15 protein-coding genes and 1 pseudogene are annotated in these 21,318 nt (G+C 43.6%); 13 read left to right on the top strand and 3 right to left on the bottom strand.

From position 1 onward, the window contains the following. Nucleotides 1–122: 122 nt before the first annotated feature. From C7475_RS04765 to C7475_RS04745, 5 genes are all read left to right on the top strand, one after another. Nucleotides 123–2,561, top strand: a complete 2,439-nt coding sequence (locus C7475_RS04765; protein ID WP_110051649.1) for a TonB-dependent receptor — start codon at nucleotides 123–125, stop codon at nucleotides 2,559–2,561. Between the two features lie 83 nt (nucleotides 2,562–2,644). Beyond that, nucleotides 2,645–4,192: a PepSY domain-containing protein gene (locus C7475_RS04760; protein WP_110051647.1), complete on the top strand. Its 1,548-nt coding sequence runs from the start codon at nucleotides 2,645–2,647 to the stop codon at nucleotides 4,190–4,192. A gap of 209 nt (nucleotides 4,193–4,401) precedes the next feature. Further along, nucleotides 4,402–6,831, top strand: coding sequence for an ABC transporter permease (locus tag C7475_RS04755; protein ID WP_110051644.1), 2,430 nt, complete (start codon nucleotides 4,402–4,404; stop codon nucleotides 6,829–6,831). A gap of 31 nt (nucleotides 6,832–6,862) precedes the next feature. Beyond that, entirely contained in the window at nucleotides 6,863–8,413 is a 1,551-nt protein-coding gene (locus tag C7475_RS04750; RefSeq protein ID WP_110051642.1) for an MFS transporter, read from the top strand. A gap of 205 nt (nucleotides 8,414–8,618) precedes the next feature. Beyond that, nucleotides 8,619–11,186, top strand: a complete 2,568-nt coding sequence (locus C7475_RS04745) for a BamA/TamA family outer membrane protein (RefSeq protein ID WP_110051640.1) — start codon at nucleotides 8,619–8,621, stop codon at nucleotides 11,184–11,186. A 9-nt stretch (nucleotides 11,187–11,195) separates the two neighbouring features. Here C7475_RS04745 and C7475_RS04740 read toward each other — a convergent pair whose 3' ends face one another. The 3 genes from C7475_RS04740 to C7475_RS04730 form a co-directional block, all read right to left on the bottom strand. After that, entirely contained in the window at nucleotides 11,196–11,990 is a 795-nt protein-coding gene (locus C7475_RS04740) for a hypothetical protein (protein WP_110051637.1), read from the bottom strand. A 392-nt stretch (nucleotides 11,991–12,382) separates the two neighbouring features. After that, nucleotides 12,383–12,955 (bottom strand): GNAT family N-acetyltransferase, encoded by a 573-nt coding sequence (locus C7475_RS04735; RefSeq protein WP_110051635.1) that lies wholly within the window; start codon nucleotides 12,953–12,955, stop codon nucleotides 12,383–12,385. 218 nt (nucleotides 12,956–13,173) lie between these two features. Next, on the bottom strand, nucleotides 13,174–13,914 hold the full coding sequence (locus C7475_RS04730) for a DUF92 domain-containing protein (protein WP_110051633.1): 741 nt from the start codon (nucleotides 13,912–13,914) through the stop codon (nucleotides 13,174–13,176). A gap of 229 nt (nucleotides 13,915–14,143) precedes the next feature. Between C7475_RS04730 and C7475_RS04725 the strand changes: the two genes are divergently transcribed. The 8 genes and pseudogenes from C7475_RS04725 to C7475_RS04685 form a co-directional block, all read left to right on the top strand. After that, a complete protein-coding gene (locus tag C7475_RS04725; RefSeq protein ID WP_110051630.1) occupies nucleotides 14,144–16,516 on the top strand; it encodes an ABC transporter permease in 2,373 nt (790 codons plus the stop codon). 181 nt (nucleotides 16,517–16,697) lie between these two features. Then, nucleotides 16,698–17,159, top strand: coding sequence for a hypothetical protein (locus tag C7475_RS04720; protein WP_146217468.1), 462 nt, complete (start codon nucleotides 16,698–16,700; stop codon nucleotides 17,157–17,159). Between the two features lie 141 nt (nucleotides 17,160–17,300). Beyond that, the gene (locus tag C7475_RS04715; RefSeq protein ID WP_110051626.1) at nucleotides 17,301–17,828 is read left to right on the top strand and encodes a hypothetical protein; all 528 of its coding nucleotides are present in this window, start codon (nucleotides 17,301–17,303) and stop codon (nucleotides 17,826–17,828) included. A 32-nt stretch (nucleotides 17,829–17,860) separates the two neighbouring features. Beyond that, nucleotides 17,861–18,406, top strand: coding sequence for a hypothetical protein (locus C7475_RS04710; RefSeq protein WP_146217467.1), 546 nt, complete (start codon nucleotides 17,861–17,863; stop codon nucleotides 18,404–18,406). Nucleotides 18,407–18,508: 102 nt separating this feature from the next. Beyond that, a complete protein-coding gene (locus C7475_RS04705; protein ID WP_110051621.1) occupies nucleotides 18,509–18,868 on the top strand; it encodes a hypothetical protein in 360 nt (119 codons plus the stop codon). Beyond that, a complete protein-coding gene (locus tag C7475_RS04700) occupies nucleotides 18,861–19,142 on the top strand; it encodes a hypothetical protein (protein ID WP_110051619.1) in 282 nt (93 codons plus the stop codon). The genes C7475_RS04705 and C7475_RS04700 overlap by 8 nt, the downstream gene beginning before the upstream one ends. Before the next feature lie 73 nt (nucleotides 19,143–19,215). Next, nucleotides 19,216–19,440: a hypothetical protein gene (locus tag C7475_RS04695; RefSeq protein WP_110051617.1), complete on the top strand. Its 225-nt coding sequence runs from the start codon at nucleotides 19,216–19,218 to the stop codon at nucleotides 19,438–19,440. Between the two features lie 1,238 nt (nucleotides 19,441–20,678). Beyond that, nucleotides 20,679–21,318, top strand: a pseudogene (locus C7475_RS04685) (hypothetical protein); the annotation flags it as partial.

Below are 21,318 nucleotides of genomic sequence, written 5' to 3'. Positions count from 1 at the left end.
GATAAATTTCCGTTTTGCGTAAATAAAATTCCGGAATAAAGAAACCAGCCGTTTTTGCTACTGATACCTTTGGGCCGTCAATCTTCCATCATGGAAGGGGGGAAACAAAATTATCAGTACCGATGAAACGACTTTCTACACTTTTCTTACTCTTATTTTTTGCTGCATCTTTATCTGCACAGCAGAATGCCGGCTCAATAAAGGGGACAATTAAGACCAACGACAATAAACCAGCTTCCGGAGTTTCAGTTTTTCTTGCCAAAATAAAGAAAACAGCAGCATCTGATGATGACGGCAGATTTGTCCTGAACAATATTCCTGCAGGCAGCTACACCATCGAAGTTTCTTTGATCGGCTATGAGCCATTAAAAGAAACGGTGAATGTAGAACCAGGAAAAGCAACCGATATAAGTCTTCAGCTCACCGTGTCTGAGAAACAATTGGAGGCTGTGACCATTACCTCCAGCAACAGGTTCAAACGTACAGAAAGCGATTATGCCAATAAAATGCCATTAAGCAGCCTGGAAAACGCCCAGTCTTACAGCACTGTTACGAAAGAACTGATCAAAGACCAGGTGCTGTTCACTGTAGATGATGCTATGCGTAATGTTGCCGGCTTGCAGAAAATGTGGGATGCTACCGGTCGTGCAGGTGATGGCGGCGGCTATTACGCCCTGCGTGGTTTTGCTACACAGAACACCATGCGTAACGGTCTTGCCAGCATGGTTACCGCTACTACCGACGCTGCCAATGCAGAAAAAGTGGAAGTATTGAAAGGCCCATCAGCTACTTTGTATGGTAGCGCCCTTACAACTTACGGTGGATTGATCAACCGTGTTACTAAAAAGCCATATGAACACTTTGGTGGTGAGGTAAGTGTTTCCGGTGGTAGCTACGACTTCATGAGGGCAAGCGCTGATATCAATACTCCCATTGATAAGGCTAAAAAAGTAATGTTCCGTTTTAATGGCGCATTTACCAGACAAGGCAGTTTCCAGGAGAATACCGGGACCGGCGACCGTTACTTTGCAGCACCTTCGTTACTGATCAAGCCGAACGACAAACTCTCCATCTCCCTGGATGCTGAACTGACCTATGCGAAAAGCCTTCCGGCGCAGTTCATATTCCTTTACTTCTCCGGGGCTGATTTAGGATTTAACTCTCCTGAACATTCAGGCCTCGATTATAAAAATTCTTATGCCGGTGATGATATCAGAACTACTTCCCGTAGTGCTAATTATTTTGCCAATGTGCATTATAAAATCTCTGATCACTTCACTTCATCCACCAACATATCTTACAGCCGCAGTTATTCTGATGGCCGTAACCAGTACTTCTTCCAGCTGCCTAATTACGCAGTGACCGGCGATCCGGCTGATATAGGTACTGTATCCCATTACCTGGCCCGTGCTGATCAGTCAACGGCAAATTCCCGTAACAATATCTTCGAGGTTCAGCAGTACTTTAACTGCGATTTCAATATCGGCGGACATAGAAACCGTGTTGTGTTTGGTCTGGACTATACCAATATCAATTCTGACCAGCACTTTTTCAGCCCGGCGTCCTTTATTGATGTGGTGCCTACAAATGTCAAAGGTTTCGACTACTCAAAGTTTAATGAAGCATTCCTGAAGAATTATTACGATACAGCAAGTGCCGGCCTGGTACAACAGTACCCGGTGGTAAGCAACACAAACATTTACAGCGCATTCGTGTCTGATGTGTTCAATATCCTCGACAATCTGTCTGTAATAGCTGCATTGCGTGTAGACCACTACCGTAACAAGGATAAAACATCTGCAACGTCATTTGACCAAACCACTCTTTCACCAAAATTCGGTGTGGTGTTCCAGCCTGTAAAAAACCAGGTTTCCATATTTGCTAACTACCAGAACAGCTTTACTAACCAGGGCTCTTACATTGCCTATGATGCCAGTGAGGACACTGTTGTTGCAAGATTTGCGAAACCGGAACATGCTAATCAGTGGGAGTTTGGTGTTAAGACAGACCTCGTTAAAAACTATCTGACCGCTACTGTTAGCTACTATAATATTAAAGTGGACGACATCCTGCGTATAGATGAAAGAGACCCTGCAAGAGCCCAGGTACAGAATGGTACACAGGTAAGCCGCGGTGTGGAACTGGATGTAGTAAGTAATCCGTTAAAAGGCTTTACTATCCTTGCAGGATTAGCTTACAACGATTCAAAATATGAGAATATCAGCGATGATGTAAACGGCCGCCGTCACCCGTATTCCGGTTCTCCCTGGCTGGCTAACTGGTGGTTGAGCTATCATTTCACTGATGTGGTGAAAGGTCTGCGTATCGGCTTCGGTGGTAACTACGCCAGCGATAATAAAATAGCCGATTCCAAAAGCAGCGGTACATTTACCCTGCCTGCATATACCGTGCTGAATGCATCCGCCGGTTACGACTTCAAACAATTTACTGTAGCGGTAAAAGCAGACAATCTGACCAATAAGAAATACTGGCAGGGTTATTCCACCTACAATCCGCAAATGTTAAGACAGTTCGTAGGCAGTGTTTCATACAGGTTCTAAATACTAACCGTACATAATATCAATAGAATGCACCGGCTATATGTCGGTGCATTCCTTTAAAAACATATTCTTCCTTTAGATCAATGAAACGGAACAGATCAAAGCTGCAATGGGCCAGGCATCAGGACAGATGGTTTGGGAAATGGCACGTATACCTCGGCATCATTGCAGGAATAATAGTTACTGTTGTCGGTCTTACCGGCAGCATTTTAGTTTTTGAGGATGAGATAGATGTTGCACTCAACAAAAGCTTTTTTACAGTCGAACAGCAGCAACAGAAAATTCCGATCGGGAAGATCATCCCGCTGGTAAAGGAGAAATATCCTGATCTGAAATTCAGCTATGCCATGAATGAGACGGACGAACCTGATATGGCCTACCGCTTTTATGATTTCACCACCGAACAGGAATTCTTCATCAATCCATATACCGCCACGCTAAGCGGCAAACGTATATATGAAAGCTCCTTCGTGCATATTGTGACCGATATTCACACAGCACTACTTATTCCGGCTGCAGGTAAATACATCACAGGTATCGCCTCACTGATCCTGCTGATACTGACCATTACCGGCCTCCGGCTTTGGATACCACAGAAATGGAAGCAGCTGAAATCAGTATTGACCGTTAAATTCGGCGCCAGTTTTAAAAGGCAGAACTACGATTGGCATAACGTGATCGGCTTCTATTCAGCTCCCGTTGTCGCCTTTTTATCTTTAACCGGCGTATGTATCACCTTTTCGATCATCATCATACCTTCTCTCTTTATATTAAGTGGTAAATCGCCACAAGGCGTTGCTTCAATATTCGGTACTAAGTCTGCCTATACAAAGGGTGCTGTAATGCTTACCCCTGAACAGGCAGCTGCTATTGCTCATAAAGAAATGCCTGCAAGCAGGATCGGTGGTTTAGCCTTACCGCTGGACAGTACCGGCGTATACCGGTTTGATATGCTGTCGCCCGGTTTACCGAAAGATGGCAAGAGAGAGATGCTGATGGTTGATCTATACTCCGGTAAGGTACTGCTGGATAGCCGGAAAGACTTTCCGGAAGTTGGCAATGCTTATCTTTCATGGCTTACACCGGTGCACTACGGATCATTTGGAGGTTGGCCGACCAAAATACTGGCTTGTCTCGGAGGACTTACTCCACTGGCCTTATTCATTACAGGATTTATCATCTGGTACCCGCGCTGGCGTAAACAGAAAAAGGCTGGCGCCAGACATCTTACTAAGGTAGATGACGAAACCCTGCGCTATGAAGAAGACCAGAAAAATGGAACGATCAAAAATGATGTCTCCGTTGGCCGTTACTTCGTACTGCAGTTGAAAAAGGGTTTTAAGTATGCTCTGTGGACATTGGCCATAACAATAGTCATGGGTATCTTATACGGCATCATATCGGGAATTATCATACAACCGCCTGTATTCGGTATTGCATTTACCACCGTGCTGGTAGTGATCAACTTTGTGGTTGCGTTGCTGTGTATTTTATTCAATATCATTTTTCTTGCACCCTTTAAAAAAGGGAGCCGGATGCTGGTACGGTATTTCTCATTATCGTTTAGTTTTTTCATTATTTTCATGGTATCGTATCAGCTGTTGCTGAATACAGGGCTTCATATTTTCTGACGATTATCAACAGCTGATATATGCTATCAGGCTCTTACCATAACGTACATTGGTAAGAGCCTGATACATTTCACTGACCTTGTCCAGAATCGAACAATTTTGTCCCAAAACGAACGGATGCAGATATTTTAATTTTGTTAACTAACTCATTAGTAATATATTAATAATTGGCATTTCATTGGGTTTACCCATAGCTCAACCAAAGCCTTATGATCAGAAGCTTCCTCAAAATTGCCCTTCGCAATCTGGCAAAAAACAAAACCTTCAGTATTATAAATATCGTTGGTCTGGCAATAGGAACGCTATGTTGCATTTACATTGTAATGTACGTTGCGGACGAATATAGCTACGACAAACACCATAACAGGGCATCGGATATTTACCGTGTTAATTCCTGGTTTACCATTAACGGTACTGAGCATAATAATTCTACGACTTCTCCGCCGATAGCTCCGGCTATGAAGGCTGAATTTGCAGAAGTGGAGCAGTTTACCCGGGTGGTCCCTACAAAGGGGCTGGGAGCAAAGCAACACTTGTTACAGTATAATCAGAAAGGTATTTATGTGCAGAATGCAGTGTTTGCAGACTCTACTTTTTTCGGCGTGTTCAACTATCATTTTGTACATGGAAATGCATTGGACGCATTGACCTCGCCTTATTGCGTAGTACTTTTGAAGCCTGTTGCTGATAAATTATTTGGTGACGCAGACCCTGTCGGGAAGACTATCGAAATGGATAACGCCTATGGGAAACATGCCTTCAGGGTAACCGGTGTTGTAGATGAAAGCATGGGGAGATCACATATAAAAGCCAATATGTTCATGTCAATGAATAGCGGTGGTATGGGAAGTTTTACCTATGAAAACACCAACTGGGCCTCCTACAACTATGCCGCTTCCTATGTAAAACTCAACGATCATGCCGATGTGAAAGCACTTGAAAAGAAGTTTCCGGCCTTTTTAGCAAGACACGGTGCGCAGCAACTGAAGGAAATGGGCATGGTGAAGCGTTTGCATTTGCAAGAGGTGACCTCCATACATACTACAAAAGGCTATGCGACTGAAATGAGCAAAACGGTTGACCGTTCTTTTCTGAAGATGTTATTACTCATCGCAGTGTTGATACAGATCATCGCATGTATCAACTTTATGAACCTGTCTACGGCACGTGCTTCCAGAAGAGCGAAGGAAGTTGGTGTGAGGAAAGTAATAGGCGCGCGTGTAAACGATCTCGTAAAACAGTTTTTAGGGGAGTCAATGATATTGTCATTGCTGGGTTTACTCGCGGCATTACCAATATTGGTACTGGCATTGCCTTACCTTAATCGTATTACACAGGCGGATATCAGTTTGTCATTCCTCACAGATTATAAATTCTGGCTATTGTTGGCAGGTACAGGTATATTAACTGGCTTGCTGGCCGGAAGTTATCCCGCGTTCTATCTTTCAGCTTTCAGACCGGTAAAGGTGTTGAAAGGGAATTTCAAAAGTCATCTATCTTCAGTGGGTATACGGCGTTTCCTGGTAGTGTTCCAGTTTACGCTGTCTGTCATTTTCATTACTGCTATCATTGTTATTTACAGTCAGCTGAATTATATGAAAGGCAAAGATCTTGGATTTGATAGAGAACAGAAGATCGTTTTAAGTTTTCATTCAGAGAACATGAAAGGAAAGATACCGGCTTTTGCCAGTGACCTGCGACAGCTGGCAGGCATCAATGTGGTAAGCCAGGCAGACAATTTCCCTAGTCAGCCAGTGAGCCATGACTGGCCTTATTATCTTGAAGGAAGTAATGGAACATTAGGAACAGACGTACAATTTACGTGGACAGATCAATGGTATACAGATGCCCTGGGCATCCGCCTGGCCGGTGGAAGGAAGTTAAAGGCAAACGATTCCGGCAGGGTATTGATCAATGAGGCATTTGCAAAAGTACTGGGACTGACAGCTGAAAATGCGCCAGGAAAAAGACTGTATCCGCAGGTAGAAAGCGGAGAGCCCATGACGTTTGTAGAGATAGCGGGTGTTGTGAAAGACTTCAATTATAATTCGCTTCATAAAGATGTGAAACCGTTAATGCTGACGTATAGGCCGGCCAACGCGACAGATAATGTGATCATCAGCGCCAGTACCGGAAACTATAAGGAACTGTTAGGGAAGATCAATACTTTATGGCAGCAGGCGTTTCCGGCTATACCTTTTGAATACGCATTCCTGGATGACGAGGTGCAGAAACAATATGAAACGGAGATCACGCTATCCGGTATTATCAACTCATTCACAGCGATGGCTATTTTCATTTCCTGCCTCGGCCTGTTTGGTCTTTCTGCTTTCAATGCTGAGCAAAGAAGTAAGGAGATCGGTATCCGGAAGGTGCTGGGAGCAAGTGTAGCCGGTCTGACCACTTTATTGTCGAAAGACTTCTTTAAACTGGTAAGCATTTCGTTTGTCATTGCTACTCCTGTTGCCTGGTGGGCGATGTCAGAATGGTTACAGGCTTTTTCGTACCGTATTCCGCTTAGTTGGTGGATGTTCGCCCTCGCAGGTATGCTGGCTATGCTGATCACGCTGTGTACAGTAGGTGTTCAGGCTATCAGAGCGGCGGTCGCCAATCCGCTGAACAGTCTGAAGGCCGAGTAAGTCGTATCTATTTTTATCCTAACTTTCCTGAATGGCAACAGTACCGCTCTCGAGCACTTCAGGAAAGTGGATCATGGTTTCGACGATCATGGCTTCTGCCATGGCATTCATTGACGGCACAGCCCTGAATGTGGTCTTGCCGGCCATCCAGAAAAGTATGCACGCCTCCGGTACAGACCTGTTCTGGATCCTGAATGCTTATCTGCTGATGCTGGCCGCCCTGATGTTAATCGGTGGTTCCCTGGGAGATAAGTTAGGCCGTAAGAAGATCTTTATTACGGGGATCCTCATCTTCATTGGTGGCTCTGCCGCCTGTGGGATGGCAGCTGATGTACTGTGGCTGATCATCTTCAGAATGCTGCAGGGCATTGGCGGAGCATTAATGATTCCCGGAAGTCTCTCACTCATCTCTTCCTCCATCAACGAAGATGAAAGAGGTAAAGCCATCGGTACCTGGTCCGCCTTTACAACTGTAGTGACTATCGGCGGACCAATACTCGGAGGCGCCCTAGCGGATGCCGGCTACTGGCGTTATATCTTTTTCATTAATGTGCCTATCGGTATCGTCGCGGTGATCATCTTATGGACGAAGGTGCAGGAAAGTATTGCAGATGATAAGGATAAAACACTCGACCTCAAAGGAGCTGCTGCCATCACCCTGGGATTGATAGCTGTCACATTCGGGTTTCTGCGTATACCGGAGACGGGTTTAAACGGACAGGTGCTAGCCTCATTGGTGGTAGGTATATTACTGCTGACTACCTATATATTCATAGAGCGAAGGAGCAGTCACCCGATGATGCCCCTGTCGCTATTTAAAAATATGACTTTCTCCGGCGCTAACCTGCTTACATTCTTCCTCTATGCAGGCCTCGGCGCCGGTATGTTATTCCTCTCGCTTAACCTTGTACAGGCGCAGGGATACGATCAGTTACAATCAGGACTTACCTTCCTGCCTTTTACGGTCCTGATGGTATTGGTGGCCCGCTTTGCAGGCACACTGGCTGATAAGTATGGTCCCAGGTTATTACTCACTATCGGACCGGCTATTGCCGGTGTGGGGTTGTTAATGTTGTCTTTCGTCGGACAAACTCCCGGACCATCAGCCTATTTCAGAACTTTCTTTCCCGGTATCCTGGTTTTCGGCCTGGGGATGTCTTTTACCGTAGCACCACTGACGGCAACGGTTATGGGTGCCGTTAGCGATCACTTCTCCGGAACTGCGTCCGGTATCAATAATGCCTTATCCCGTATTGCAGGCGTCTTTGCTAATGCTATTTTCGGCGCCCTGGCGGTATTGTTCTTCTCCGGTGCACTAAAGGGTGATCTGCAGCATTTATCGCTGAATGAAGCCGGTAAACAGGCCGTTATGCAGCAGGCAGGGGAGTTAGGTAACGCCAAAGCGCCCGCTTCACTGAACGAAACAGAGAAAGCAGCGGTTACCCGCTTGTATCACGACAGCTTTATATCCGCATATCAGAAGATCATGCGCATATCCGGCGTACTGGGCTTACTTGGTGCACTGATGTCTGTCATCTTTATCAGGAATAGCGCTGTAAGAGCAGCAAGGGTACCAAAATAGCTTGTCATTTGTCCCTCCGGGTCAACAATGTTTCCGTTATACATGTTTTGGATAAGGCGGTCTTTAATGCTACCGGTTAGATGCATCATCACTTCAAAGATATTTTTATGCCTTCTTTGATGAGAGTTGTTCCTGTTTTCGTATTTTTTCGGTTCTGTCATGCGCATTATGGGCGGCACGGCACAAACATTGATAAAATAACTGCATGAGCCTGAACAGACTGTTTACACTCCTGGCTATCCTGTCAATTTCCACGGCGCGGGCACAGATGCCTGCGGGCGATAGTATTACCGTAGCTATTTCTCCTGCATATGATAGTGTAGGTGGCTTACACCGTATGTTGTTCGGTGAGAGTTACCGTAAGTTATGGGCCGCCCCTGTAAAGATGAAAGTATTTTACCTGGCAAAGGAAAAGGGCGGGCTGACCATCGAACAGATGGGCGGCGGACTGCAAACCAGGTCGCTGCGACTGAAAGACGGCAGTGGCCGGGAATGGGTGTTACGTACCATCCAGAAATATCCCGAGAGGGGCATGCCTGCAAATTTGAGGGCTACCATCGCCAAAGATATTCTGCAGGACCAGGTGGTCACTGCACATCCTTATTCATCGGTGACAGTTCCGCCGCTGGCGGAAGCGCTGGGCATTCCACATGCCAATCCACAGATCGTATATGTACCCGATGATCCCGCACTGGGAGCATACCGGAAAGATTTCGCCAATGCCGTGTTCTTATTTGAAGAGAGAGAACCCGCAGATTCCGAGGATACCGACAATACCGATAAGACACAACGGAAGCTCGAAGAGGATAATGACACGCATATTGATCAGCAGATCGTGTTAAGAGCAAGACTGCTGGACATGCTGCTGGGCGACTGGGACCGGCATGAGGACCAGTGGCGCTGGCAAAGGGACAAAGATCATAAGAAGGTAACCTATACGCCGGTGCCGCGCGACAGGGACCAGGTGTACTATAATACCACCGGTGTATTTCCCTGGATCATCTCTCACCAGTGGCTTAAATCGAAGTTCCAGGGCTATCACGATCATATCAGGGATATCAAGGGTTTCAATTTCAATGCCCGCTACTTTGACCGGTATTTCCTGAATGGCCTGAGTGAAGAGGACTGGAGGAAACAGGTGCATTACATACAGGCTATCCTGACGGATAGTCTTATCCGCAGTTCAGTGATGCTTATGCCGGATACCATCTTTAAGTTATCGGGCGAAAAGATCATCAGCACCTTTATAGCCCGCAGGAACGGCCTGGAAAAGGAGGCCATCAGCTATTATAAGTTCCTGTCTATTTATGTAGACATCCCGGCTTCCGACAAACATGAGCTGTTCGATATCCGGCGACAATCAAACGGACAAGTGGATGTATCTATCTACAAAACGAAGAAAGAAGGCACGGTGGAGGACCTTTTGTATAAACGGGTGTTCGATCCTGCGGTAACCAAAGAAGTAAGACTGTTCGGGCTTAGCGGGCATGATGCATTCAGGGTGAGCGGTGAAGCATCTTCACCTATCCGTATACGTATGATAGGAGGTAATGATGCAGATAGCTTTGTAGTGGCGGACAATGTACCGCGAAAAGGCAGACTGTACGTGTACGACCGTTCTGACGAAACGAATTACATACCACCGAAGGGAAGTGCGAAGATCAGAACATCCGCAGATACAGCTGTGAACAGTTATGATAAACGCAGTTTCTTATTTGACAGGTTCGGTCCTTTGCCTTCCGTACAATATAATCCTGACCAGGGCTTTATGCTTCGCGTGAATACGATGCTGGAAAAGCAGGGTTTCCGCAAGAAGCCTTACGCGCAGCAACATCAGCTGATAGTTAGTTATGTGACCGGCAGACAGGCGTTCCTGTTACAATATCTGGCTGACTTTAAACAAGCGATCGGCAGGAATGATCTAAGGGTAAATATCCTCTCCCGCGGTCCGCATAACCTGAGTAACTTCTTTGGCCTGGGCAATGAATCTGTTTTTGTGAATGACGATGATAAGGAAATTACGTATTACCGTAACCGATATGACCTGATAAACGGCGATGTAAGATTGTATCGTAACATCGGGAGGGGATTGACTGTGAGCGGCGGTATTGCAGGGCAGTTCTATACCAGCCGGGAAGCCAATAACAGCCGTAAATTCCTGGGAGCCTACAATGCTGCTTTCCCCGATGAGCATGTGTTTGACGATCGTCTTTATGCCGGTCTTGTAACTGCTATTGAAGCCGATACCCGTAATAATATCATGTTGCCATCCAGAGGTATTAACTGGCATACGGAGCTGACGGGCATGCAACAGACCAACAGGGAACATAAGAGATATGGCAAACTGACTTCTGACTTTAGCTTTTATGTTCCGTTGATCGGCGATTCCACGTTAGTGATGGCCAATCGTATTGCTGCAGGCACCACCTTCGGTGATCCTGCTTATTTCCAGATGATGGCTATCGGTGGAACACAGATCCTGCGCGGTTTCCATACGAACCGTTTCATCGGGAAGACAGCCGTGTACCATAACTTTGAACTACGCCTGAAGTTATTTGATTTCACTTCATACCTGTTCCCGGGTAGCGTGGGCATGATCGGGTTCAACGACATTGGCCGCGTATGGTTGCCGGGGCAGTCGTCCGGCAGATGGCACGACGGTTATGGCGGTGGTATTTATATCATACCTGTGGAACTGTTCCTGATACAGGCTGCTGTCGGTATCTCGGAAGAGGGCGCATTGCCTTATATTACGGCCGGTTTCAGGTTCTGACATGGCTTGTTATCCCGCCATCAGGATCTTGCCGCTACCGGCGTGTTTTACCCGCTCTATCACGCTGTCGGAGATCAGTGTGCCCATTTCAATGCCGATGGATACTAAGAGTGTCTGACCATCACGGAGTTTCTTAGGTATGTCAGGCTGTACGACTATCGTTTCTTCTTTATAAGTCTGTGTCGCAAGTCGCCAGCCTGTTGTAGCGGGCTGGTTGAGCAATAACGGGGTCTTTGCTATGTAACCGCTGTCAGCTCCTAAACCGTCTTCTATAATACCAATTGACAATATGATCCTGTACATGGGATATTGCCAGGGTAATGTGAGATTAATATTAGGCAAAAGCTCCGGGATATGAATAGTAGCAGTCGCAGTATCCCTGTCTATTGAGCTGTAAACTGGGGGTTTTACGACGGCGTTGAATGGATACCTTCTGTTCAGGTTAAAACCGTCCAGGAGATGACGGTATTGCGAAAAATGCATTATCCTGGCACCAATAGGTTTTTCCATGTCCAGCTTAAAAATGCTCCTGCATAAAGCATTTAATGTTGGCGTGAAATTGTAGTCTGCCAGATGCCGGATCTGAAATATAGCTCCACGAATAAAACAACCTCCTTTCGCAGCATCCCCAAATTCATCATTGTTGAGACGCGTTCGTGCAAATTTTGGAGATTTCTGGATCTGTTTTCTGGACGGACCGCCTTTGGTACGTGCAATGATCTTGTCGGAATCTTTCCGTTTGTAGAGGCTCAAGATCCCTAAACTTCCTGTGATTTCGAGGGACTTGTTGTTAAGAATGGCCATAATAAGGGAATTAACTTAAAATAATTAATTAGATATGGGCTCCGGAGTTAACGGGCTTAAATATACTACTAAAGTAAGTATAATAATCGATAACTCATCAATAAACCATATTCAAGCCATATATAACCCATATATATCCCATACCTCTTAAATATGGGATATATATGGGTTATATATGGGACATATATGGGACATATATGGGACATCTCAGGAAACTCGCTATAGTAGTACAGTTACAAAGCGTGTTTAAAATAGTAGTTTTATATATGATTATGGAATAGTTGTTATATATATTGTATAAATAAACTATTTGTCTTTTTGAATCAAAAAAAATCCCGTAAACCAATCAACCTGGTTTACGGGATTTTTAAGTGTTTTAGGGGAATTATCCTTTAAGCCTCACCATCTGAACGCAACAGTGAGAACATCAGCATATCATAGTGTTTATCGTTCCAGTACATCCAATGTCTGAGAACGCCCTCCTGTTTGAAGCCCATATTGTGCATTACCTGTATGTAATTTTCATTGCCTTCCATTATTTCTGCTTCTATACGGTTGATGTCCAGGGCGTGAAAACCAAAGCTGATAACAGCGTAAAGGGCTTCCGTTATAACTGCCTGGTCCCAGCAGTTATTCTGAAGGTCGTAACCAATATTAGCGCGGTGCTTTTTGGTGAAGTTGTTAAATCCTACAGTACCGATGATGTCATTATTATCATTCCGCCGGATACCCCATCTGATAGCAGCTTTTGATTCAAAGCGGCTACGGAAGTGGTTCACAAGACGCTGGCAGTCTTGCTCGTCTTCAGGTGGCAGCAGGTTGTAGTATTCACTCATGTGTTTATCACCGAAGATCTTCAGCAGATCGTTTACATGTTGCTCGGTGATCTGGACAAGTTCCAGGTGTGGAGTGCGTATGGCAGGGAACTTATCAAATACGGATTTATGATCAGTAAACGTGGACATGATAATGGCTGTTTGGTGTAATGATGTATGCTCATAATGAATTTAACGAAAAAAAAGGATAAATCGGAGATAGATCCCCTGCTTATGAAACCAATATTTTTATCCCTGATATCATGTTTGTTATTTATGGCATCCTGTGCAGTTTTTAAAAGACAGCCATCCTATTTACCTGTTACTACCAGAGCTGTAGAATGTAAGGTGATCAAACAGCATATTATTCAATAGGTAGCGGTCGAAGCGTGTACGATGGCATAACCTATTCCCGCGAAAATAGCGCCGCTCAATGTATTGAGGAAGTTCACCGTGTCATTGCCAATTTGTTGACCGCGTTCCAGTGTTGCGCCAAGAATGGAATCGACAAGATTGCCTAACACGCCTGCACATAAAACAGCAACAGCCATTTTACTAAAACCTGCCGACAGCAATGCTACTAACCCCGCGCCTGCAGCGCCTATCAGTGTACCTTGCAGGCTTACCACGCCATCCAGGCCTTTTGTATCTTTCCTGAAGGTTTTAACGTTGTAAAAGCTGCGGCCATATACCATACCCAGCTCTGAAGAGAGTGTATCGGCCAGTGCAGACGCCAGGCTGCCTGCTACCATCAGTACGTACAGGTCTTCATGCATGCGGTCAAAATATGCGATGAATGATATGATACCTGCCACGCCGCCATTTGCAAAGACCTGGCCTGCCTTTCTCCGCTCGGGATGTACACCATCGGGTGTTATGTTAGCTTTCAGATCTTTCCGGTGAGAAGTAGCCCATACGCCAAGCGCAAAAAAGAGGATGAGTGAAAAGAGACCAATATATCCAGATCCCATTGCTACGATGAAACCGATCATACCTGCCAACAGGGCAGCGGGAACGGTCAATTTTCTGGTCCTGACGCAGATGTACATAATAATGCCAAGTATCAGCAGGATAAGTAACTGGAAAGCGCCTGTAGGGAGTGTTACCATAGGAATGTAAAACTAATTAAATATTTGAGTAAATATATGCCGGTCGATAGTGAGCATCAATCGAAAAGAGAAGGAGCTCCCTGCATGACATGATCATGTGTTCGTTAACGAACGCCTGTTATATTGCAACTGAACATATTGTAAGTTTTTTCATGCATAGTCGTGTGTCGGTTTGATAATTATAAACCGGCATATTATTTTCGAATCAACATCAACAAATGCATATACTATGTTAAGGAACTATCTGAAAATTGCCTGGCGGAACTTTGTCCGGAACAAAGCCTTTTCGACAATCAATGTAGTTGGTCTGACGATAGGACTGGCCTGTAGTCTGATGATATTATTATGGGTATGGGATGAGGTAAGCATTGACAATTTTCACAAGAACGGAGACAGGCTATATGCCGTTTATGAAAGGCAGTATATTGACAACAACGTATATGCGGGATATAACACGCCGGGTGTACTGGCGAGTGAACTAAAGCGTACGATTCCTGAAATTGAGTACGCTTCCGCTTTTGCATGGATCAACGATACTCCTGACCGGTTAGTTTTCAAGGCTGGTGATAAGGTCATGAAGTTTGACGGTTGTTATGCTGATTCAGATTACTTTAGAATGATGAGTTATCCTTTGTTAGAAGGATCGGCAGCAACAGCATTGAATACACCCGGATCGATATGTCTTTCAGATAAAATGGCGAAAGCCTTTTTTGGAAGTGCAACCGCAGCATTGGGCAAGACGATCAGATATGATAACAGGAAGGACATGACGGTGACCGGTGTGTTTGACGACTTACCGGGAGCGGCTTCTGTTAAATTTGATTTTCTCATCAACTGGATGAGTTTCCTGGATGATAATAAATGGGCGGCAGAATGGGGGAATACAGGCCCCAACACTCTTATTATGTTGCGGAAGGATGCCAATCCTTTGTTGGCGGAAGCCAAGATCAGAAAGGCGATGGATAAATTCAGCTCTCCGAATTTCCGGCTGGAACTGGGGATGCAACGCTTCGGCGACAGTTATCTGCATGGCAATTTTAAGAACGGTTATTTATCGGGCGGGCGTATAGAGTATGTCAGATTATTCATCGTGTTAGCGGTGTTTATCCTTGTGATAGCCTGCATCAATTTTATGAACCTCACCACAGCCCGTTCTTCCAGGAGAGCTAAAGAGATCGGGGTCCGTAAGGTGGCTGGAGCTATGCGTGGGGCGCTGATAAAACAATTCTTAAGTGAGGCCATGATATTGGCAGGTGTATCTGTCCTGCTGGCACTATTGATCGTTCTGCTTACATTACCTTCTTTTAATCTGCTGACCGGTAAACAGGTTGTATTTCCTTATTTGAATCTTTACTTCTGGGCAGCATTGATCGGGTTAACACTTGTTACGGGTTTTGCTGCCGGCAGCTATCCTGCGATCTTCCTTTCTTCGTTCAGGCCTATCAGTGTTTTAAAGGGAACATTGAAGTTCAGTGGCAATGCGACGATGTTCCGCAAGGGACTCGTCGTTTTCCAGTTTGTACTTTCTATTGTGATCATAACAGGTACGATCGTCGTTTCAAAGCAGGTAAATTATCTGCAGCGTATCAATCTTGGTTATGACAGGGAGAACCTGTTGTATATACCCATTGAAGGGGCATTCACCAGCAAGTATAGCACCTTTAAGGAAGTGGCGTCAAATGCGCCGGGAGTGAAAATGGTGTCAAAGATAGGGGAGGCCCCTACATCTGTAAGAAGCGCCACCTTTGCTGTTGAATGGAGTGGGAAAGAGCCTAATACTGCTCCGCAATTTACGAATACAGCTGTTGGGTATGATTTCGTAAAGACGATGAATTTAAAATTACTGGATGGCCGTGATTATTCGAAGAATTATGTTTCTGATTCTACAGGTTATCTTATCAATGAATCGGCGCTGAAGATCATTGGATATAAAAATCCTATCGGGAAACCGCTGACCTTCTGGGGACAGAAAGGGCACATCGTAGGGCTGCTAAAAGATTTCCATATAACGTCTTTGCATGATCCTATTCAACCGTTAATATTAAGGTTAGATGTGAAGGAAAACTGGGGTAATATCCTTGTACGTACAGAAGCTGGTAAAACAAAACAGGCGCTGGCAAGTCTTGAAAAGATCTGCAAAGAGCTGAATCCAAATGTTCCGTTTACATATTCATTTGCTGATGAGGAATACCAGCAATTATATAAGAGTGAGGGGATCGTGAGCCAACTGTCCGCTTATTTTTCTTTTTTCAGTATATTGGTATCCTGTATGGGACTGCTTGGTCTGGCGATGTTCACAGCGGAGCAGCGTATAAAAGAGATAGGCATCCGCAAGGTATTGGGTGCAAGTATGACTTCTTTATTTGGACTGCTATCAAAGGAATTCATTCTGCTTGTTATTGTTGCGTTAGTGATCGCGTCTCCGCTGGCATGGTTCATCATGGACAAGTGGTTGCAGGAGTTTGCGTATAAGATTGACATTGAATGGTGGATGTTTGCATTGTCGGCTTTCTTTGTGGTGTTTATTGCGGGACTGACAGTAGGGTACCAGGGACTTAAGGCGGCGTTGGTAAACCCGGTGAAGAGTTTGAGGATGGAATGATGTACCAGTGAGTATTGCTTTAGAACGCTCATAACTACCGTACAACGAATGTGTTATGTGTTTTCATGCCGTCACGCGATCTTTGAGTTTCATAGAAATTTATAGCTGTTATCGTTATTTATACTTAGATCGTAGAAAATAAGTATTCTTAGTGTAGTCTTCGCCTATAAACGTAGTATATATGTCTGAATACAGAAGAACGAAACAACGCTTTATCCCCTATTTATTTTGGATGAATGTAGTAGTCTTGATTTTAATACTGATTTATGTTGCAGTCAGGCATAAGTGGCCTGAAGCACTATATATAGTAGCCTTTAACACTATACTCCTCTCGACTTTAATGAACAAGGCTAAACTGGCATCTTTTGAAATATTGGAAAAAGAGAGTGTCGTTAAAATTAAAATGGAAAGGTGGTTTAGCATAGGAGGCGCACTTGAATATCCGGTTGCTGATATGCAGGTGATCTTTGAAAGAGATGAGAAGGGGAGTAAATTGGCAAGAAAAGACGTTTTTATGATCTTTGTAAATAATGAAAAGATCATTGAAGTGCCACCAAATGATAAAGGCTGGGAGGCGGGTACACTGAGGCAGATAGTTGGTGAATTTGAGGAATATAAGTCCCGTGAGAAGCATGATGTGTAGAGGACGTTTGTTATCTTGGGGGTTACCTATTCTTTGTTCGTGAAATCGGTGTTCTTAAGTTCAGTGTTTAGCCTATACGTTGTTGTAAGTTTGTTGTCCCTGGAACATTGGGTAGCATGCTATAATTGCAAAAAAGAAGAAATGACACATGAGATCGTAATTGAGCTGCCCTTACTTACTGTTAAAAAAAACTTCGCTATCCGACTATTAACATGGATTGTGTTTATAAGCTTTCCTCTGCTGTTTCTCAGCCTGATATTTTGGTCTGGTAAAATAACCCTTATTTTCTTTATTTTGTTTGCTGCATCTGCGATACCCGTGCAGATTGTGAGGTTATACGAAATTGTTGGAAAGATCAAACTTACAAACAAAGAAATTATTGTTGATAGTGAGCAGGAACAGTTGTCTTTTTTACTTTCAACTGTAACGAATGTCGGGTTTAACTTGCTGGGCGTTCAGGGGGAATTTAATCAGGGCAGGTCTTTTATTATGAATCAGGGCGCAACTAATTTTCTACAATTCCGATATGGAGGTGAGAAGAAGGAGTACCGGTTTTTGGTGAAGGAGGAATCTGTGAATGACCTTAAGAGTTTATTAAGAGCTTGGAAGGAAGCTAATATATCGTATAGCTTGTACAATATGAGCTGGAAACGTTTTCCGAGGACATGAGCAGTTTATTCATTAATAAGTTGAATACCTACATGAAGTATATCGTTGTTATTCTTTGCGCTGTTCTTTTTCAATCTTGTTTGTCGGGAAAATGGAAAGAGAAGGTGCTAAATGCATGTGTGAATGACTATCAGCGGCATAGTTATTTTATATCGTTAAAGGTGAGGACTGATTCGGCAGTAGTACGATGCATTGTTAGAAATGGGAATTTATTCCTGTATTTCAACGATCGGCAGGGTTTAAATGAAAGTCAGTATGCAAGCCTTGCAAAGGAGATTATTAAAGAAGATCGCGTGATAGCAGTTAGTGCAGCGGACCGCAAGAGATATGATTTTGCCATACTTTATGGATGTGAAGAAATCAACCAGGAACTTGAAAAGGGAACAGAATATATTCTCGGAAAATATTTTCGCAGATGGCGCAATTGGTATACATTTAAGGGTGCTGTAACGAATGAAACGGAGAATGGAATTATCAATGCATTATTTGAGCGGCATGTGATTGTCACGACAGGGGATGAGTCCGGGAGTCTAATGCTACCAGACTGGCAGTTCAAGGGAAACCCGGGAGCATTTTAAACAATCAAAACTAAAAAGATGCTGTATCTAAAACCATCCATCGGAATTTTCGTACTTGTATTGTGTCTGTGTAGTTGTGAAAGACTATCCCAGGAACAGAGAATGCTAAAGACTTCAAACGAGGTGGTAGATGTTTTTGAGGAAAATAACGAAGCCGATTTTATCCGTATGATTGGTCCGGACTTGCGCTATATGACGGACGAAGAAAGGGTTCACTGGGTTTTTGAGGATGTGAGAAAGTATGTATTAACATATAGTAGCTTCGATAGGATACCGGTAGTAATTACGGATAAATATGACGATATGGGCAGACGGGAGGTGAGAATTCCTATTTTCAAAGGCAGGGATTCAATTAATAATGTTAAGGAAATAGAGTTGAAAATTTATTTTGGTCCGCCTAATCTTTTCCCACTGACAAAAATAACCGGTTATGAATTAGTCAAAAATAAATTACATGAGTAAGAAAGACGCTTATATAAACGCATACCTGATCTCTTTTTTGTATGTTGGTTTAGGGACGCTGACAGTCTTATCTGTTTATCCCGCTGATAAATTTTCCGGAGAATGGGTTTGGGTTGGTTTGTTGCTTACATTCCCTGTCAATTTTATAAGTTTTGGATATCGCTATATGGAAGCTGGTTCTTATCTTCCTGTTGCTTTAATTCAGTTCTGTGTTTTTGTTTTAACCGGGTGGATGATATATAGGGGGTATTTTAAGAAGAGGGTAGTTGTTTGATCTGATTAGATGTACGGACCAGATATTTCTTCTTTACCGGAGATGAGTATTAACCCCATTAATAGAATATGGTATGGAAATCTCCAAGGCGATAAGTGCAATCGGTATAGGCATACAGGAAAGGAATGGAACCATTATCCAAGCAGTCGCAGATATAACAGCAGAATATGCTGAGTCTTTTTTGGGCATAAAGTTGAATAGCAACGAAGAGGGTTATGGAAAAAAGTTGGCTGCTGCATATTCGGCCATGAAAGATTATGTTACTAATAATTTATTAATCGCACAATCGGGTCAATGAAGATTTACATTATTATAACTATGGTATTTTTCTCAATCTTCTCATGTACGGCACAGAGAAGAATTGAAGCAACCGACTCAGTCTACAAATGGCAGTATTATACGGACAGTTGTAAAGTATATACGGACTATACACGTAGGTATATTAACGATTCGATATATGTGGAGCGGAGTTATAATCTGATAGACACATTTATTGTCAACAACGGGAGATTGTTTATTACATCGCACAATACTGTCTATAAGATCGTCGATACGGAGGAAGATTTCAAGATTGGTAAGCGGAGTTTCAGATATTACTATAGTGATATAAATGCTGGTGATACGATTCAACGGCCAGGTGAAGCGGATGTGTCACGGTTTTTAAGACTTGCGTACTCGGTAAATGCTTTTGTTCCCGTTAAGGAAGAGCGTATAGGTAATCACAATGTATATCTATACTATTTAATCGGAGATTGTTACCCTGTGACCAAGGAAAATTGTATTGAGTCACAAATTGTCAATGGACGATACACTACCTTTTATTTTGAAAAAGGGGTTGGTTTTGTTGGATATAAAGTAGGTGACTCAAAATGTAGATTTATAGTTACTGATGAATCATACAAATTGTGGAAACAACGGAAGTAATACGGGTTGGGATATAATTTAACTTTAATTGCACTGTCGAGCCGATTATGGTTTTGTAAAGATTGTAGGGTTGACCAAAAAGTCAGAAAAGGCTTTTAGGTCGGCCCTTTTTTTGACGTATTTTACAGTTGATTTTTGGTGTGAACAAATGTAGAGCAGGGCGAAATGAAAGAGACAGTGTTATTCGTACCAATTTTATCTTTTAGGCGGCCGGTTTGCACCTTAGATGGATCTTTCGCAAGATATGGGCAGAATTATTTAGTTTCAAATCGGGTCGTTATTCTGAGGATTAAGTAGCGATGTTAGGGCCGATTCTTCTGACAGTCGGGTTTTATTACACGGTGGGTTTATAAAGGTATTTTTTCTGCGCAGATACAATACGTATCCGGTTGCTTTCTTTGTTTGTAAATGGCAGGTAGATGATCTCAGAACTGAAATACAACGAATATATTTTGTGTTCTTCAAATTGTTTCGTGATATTTGAATTCAGTTAAAGTTTTATGTCGCCCAATAGCCATTGTGGTTGCCTATACTTTGTTTGTAAAAAATCAGCATTTTCAAGTTAGATCTTAGCCTATACATATGACTAGTTGGATTATTGTAAGTCTACTTATGATAAATCTGCACAGTTCTGTTGACGCTCAGCGTAAAGATTCCACGGCGCCAGTCCAGGATAGCAGCTTTAAGAATGCACCACAGTTACCTGCAAAGTATTTATCGCAGGTGAAGCAGAAATCAATGCGTACGGAACAGCAGGTAAATAAGCGGACCGACAAAGCATTGAGCCGTTTGCTTAAACAGGAGAAGAAGATGAAAGCTTGCCTATGGAAGGTCGACTCAGTGGCTGCAGGTAATATTTTCTCGAAATCTATAGACAGTTTAGGTAGTCTGAAAGCGGGGCTTAAAAACAAAGTGACGGGCAAGCTGCCATTAGGCGGTGGCGGCGGCTATCTTGATACACTTGGTAATTCCTTAAAGTTTCTGGAAGGGAAAGGGGAACTGTTGGGTACTTCGAAAGGGAAACTGGCTGACGCTACCAAAAATCTTGAATCGCTACAGGGCAAACTGCAACAAGCCGATCAGATAAAGGCCTATATCCGCGAACATAAGAAACAGCTGAAAGAACAGTTATCCCAGTATACCGGCTTTACGAAGGATCTTCAGAAGATTAATAAAGAGGCTTATTACTACGGTCAGCAGATCAGCGAATACAAGACCTTACTAAAGGATAAAAAGAAGGCAGAGGCGAAAG

The organism is Chitinophaga sp. S165 (assembly GCF_003182155.1).
Classification (GTDB): Bacteria; Bacteroidota; Bacteroidia; order Chitinophagales; family Chitinophagaceae; genus Chitinophaga.
This window is presented reverse-complemented; position numbering and strand designations above follow the sequence as displayed.